This window comes from Chamaesiphon polymorphus CCALA 037, assembly GCF_003003845.1.
GTDB lineage: Bacteria > Cyanobacteriota > Cyanobacteriia > Cyanobacteriales > Chamaesiphonaceae > Chamaesiphon > Chamaesiphon polymorphus.
Genome location: NZ_PVWO01000642.1, coordinates 1 through 2695, shown reverse-complemented (window position 1 = coordinate 2695; position 2695 = coordinate 1). Strand labels below are relative to the sequence as shown.

Sequence of the window (2695 nt, the reverse complement as noted above, 5' to 3'; positions counted from 1 at the left end):
CCGTTGGGGAGGGCGGGTTCGTTTGAGATCGATTTTAAAATCGATGTTAACTAGCATTGTCTTGTCGCACACAAACGGGAGGTTCCCTCCCGTTCGATGCGCCGCAAACCCGCCCCTACAGATCTAAAAAAACGACTGAATGAGGAATTTTGCACGCAATCGTAAAGATCTCAAATGGGTTCTATAACGTCAAAGATTGGGCATTAGTTTGAATTAATAGAGCCAAGTCCTTCAGGAAATTAGCCGCATCGGCACCGTAAATAATCCGGTGATCGGCAGTCATATTGACTTGCATTTGACGACGGATCGCAAAGGTACCATCTTCGCTAGCCACTACTTGCGGATGCGACGCACCCACTGCCAAAATCGCACCCGTACCGGAGGGTAGAATGGCGTCAAATCGATCGACACCCAGCATTCCGAGGTTGGAGATGGTAAAAGTACCAGAGCTGTACTCCTGGGGCTGCAATTGCTTGATCCGTGCGCGATCGACTAGATCTTTCCACATCCGCGAGAGGGAGTAAAGATCGAGTTTATCGGCATTTTGGAGAACGGGGGTAATTAGACCGCCATCGGGCATGGAGACGGCAACGGCGATGTTAATCGAGCCGGGATGGTTGAGACCTGCATCGGTGTAGCTGGCATTAACTGTGGGATGTTTGGCAAGAGTCATGGCGACTGCTTTGGCGAGCAGTGCTGTCATGGTGACGCCTTTAGCTTTGATTTGCTTGTAGAGTGCGTCGAGATTGTTGGTTTCGATCGTATAACCGACGCGGAATGTCGGTACCGATAGACTCGCCATCATGTTGCGAGTGACGGCGGCTTGGAGTGTGGTAAAGGGAACTACAGTTCCGGCGACTGCCGCGATCGCAGGTGCGGCAGGCGGTACGTATGCGGGTGTGGCGACTGGTGCTGCTGGCTGGCTGTGTGCGGGAGCTGCTTGGGGTTTTCCGGCAGCGGCACCGACATCTTCTGCGGTGATCCGACCGTTGGGGCCAGTGCCATTGAGAGTTTCGACAGCGATGCCGTATTCTTTAGCTAATTTCCTCGCACGGGGGGAAACTACGGGGCGTTCGCTTCTGAGTGTAGCTGGGGCTGGAGTGGCAGTTGTGGCTGGAGGCGCGATCGTGGTAGCTGTGGCAGTGGCGGCTGGTGCTGATGTTGTCGTAGGAGCAGTAGCAGTGGCGGCTGAAGATTTGCCTTGAGCTTGCTGCTTGGCTATTTCAATTTCGGCTTGAGTTTCGGCCACTAACGCGATCGCCGATCCTACTGGTGCGGACTCTCCCGCTGGAATGACGATCGTCGCAATGTAGCCGCTATAAAAGGTTTCGACATCCATATCTGCCTTGTCGGATTCCACCACGACAACGATTTCACCTTTTTCAACTTTGTCCCCTGGCGATTTTTGCCAAGAGACGATCTTGCCTTCAGTCATGGTGGAACTTAGAGCAGGCATGAAAACTTCGTGTATTGCCATGGGGAATCTTCTCGATCGAACAGTTTAGGTTGAGCTTGCGACTTTCTATCTTAGCCTAATTGGGGATAACAGGATATGAACTCGATTGATTTTTAATCTAAAATCTTCGTGCATAAAACAAAGGGTATGGATTAGCATAATTGAGAATCAGTCACGCCCCATGAAATGAGAATGAGCAAATGACCGTCAACGTTTTCCATCATACTTTATCTGTTCTTGGCACATGGAGACACATTAGCCACTAGCCACTTATTGCTTTAATTTTACTTTGATTTGCATTGATTTAATTTGGCTTTCCCAAATTCTTCTGTTCTTTTGGTTTTTCTAAATTCTTAGTTTCATTAATTGATTCAATCCAGCTATTGGTCGTACTTTGAATAATCTGTTGTTTCGCTTGTGGAGAGGTTTCTGGAGAAAGTTGTTCTGTTGCAGAAAGCAGGATTTGCAATTTACGGACATTGTATAACTCTTTGTGATATCGATCCATACGTTCATTCGCAGCTTTACCCTGGTTAAATGCCAGAACAGTAACTCCTTGTAAGAATGCGCCAACTAAAGCTGCCATTCCACTTTTAACTAAAGTATCAGATGTTTTATCCTTCTTCTCTATTACATGATAAAAACCGTAGAATAAAAGTATGATACCAGCAATTGAAGTGCACAACGATACCACAAAACATATGATTGCCTGATTTCGAGCATCTTTGTAGTTAAGATCGATATTCGCAGTTAGCTCAAATGTATTTTTAGAAAGTTTTTGCTTTAATTCTTCAGATTGTTTTGCACTGGAATAAGCCAACGCTATTTGGTTAGCATACACTTGATATATAGCCTTGTCTTCTTCTGAAAGATCTCGTGCAAACGGCCTTGAGAAAAGCATCCACATAACTCCTATTTTTTTATCATCTCGAGATGAGAAAGGAACGCATAACCCAGACAGCATAGACAATTCATTTCTACCATTTAGGATTGGAAAAATCGATCTGATATTGTTAACGGAGAACTCCAAAGTTGACTCGTAAATAGTCTTTCGATCATTATAGACCTTTAGAGATGTTTTTTTTAAACCATCTATAAAAGATTGTTTGCTTCTGTAAATATCTGGAACTATTTCTTTTGTTAGTATCTCATGATTCCACTTTTGTTGAATTGGAATGACAATGACTTCATAAGCACCTATAGCTTCTCGAGTTAGCGACTGTCTCTTATACACATCTG

Annotated in this window: 2 protein-coding genes; both read right to left on the bottom strand. The window is 45.3% G+C overall.

Annotation, left to right across the window (positions count from 1 at the left end; translation table 11 throughout):
* Window positions 1-181: 181 nt before the first annotated feature.
* Window positions 182-1477 carry a dihydrolipoamide acetyltransferase family protein gene (locus tag C7B77_RS27655; protein ID WP_106312631.1) on the bottom strand — a complete coding sequence of 432 codons (1296 nt, stop codon included), beginning with the start codon at window positions 1475-1477 and terminating at the stop codon, window positions 182-184.
* 283 nt (window positions 1478-1760) lie between these two features.
* Window positions 1761-2695 (bottom strand): TRADD-N-associated membrane domain-containing protein (locus C7B77_RS30535; RefSeq protein WP_181244058.1); only part of this gene is annotated, 935 nt, incomplete at its 5' end.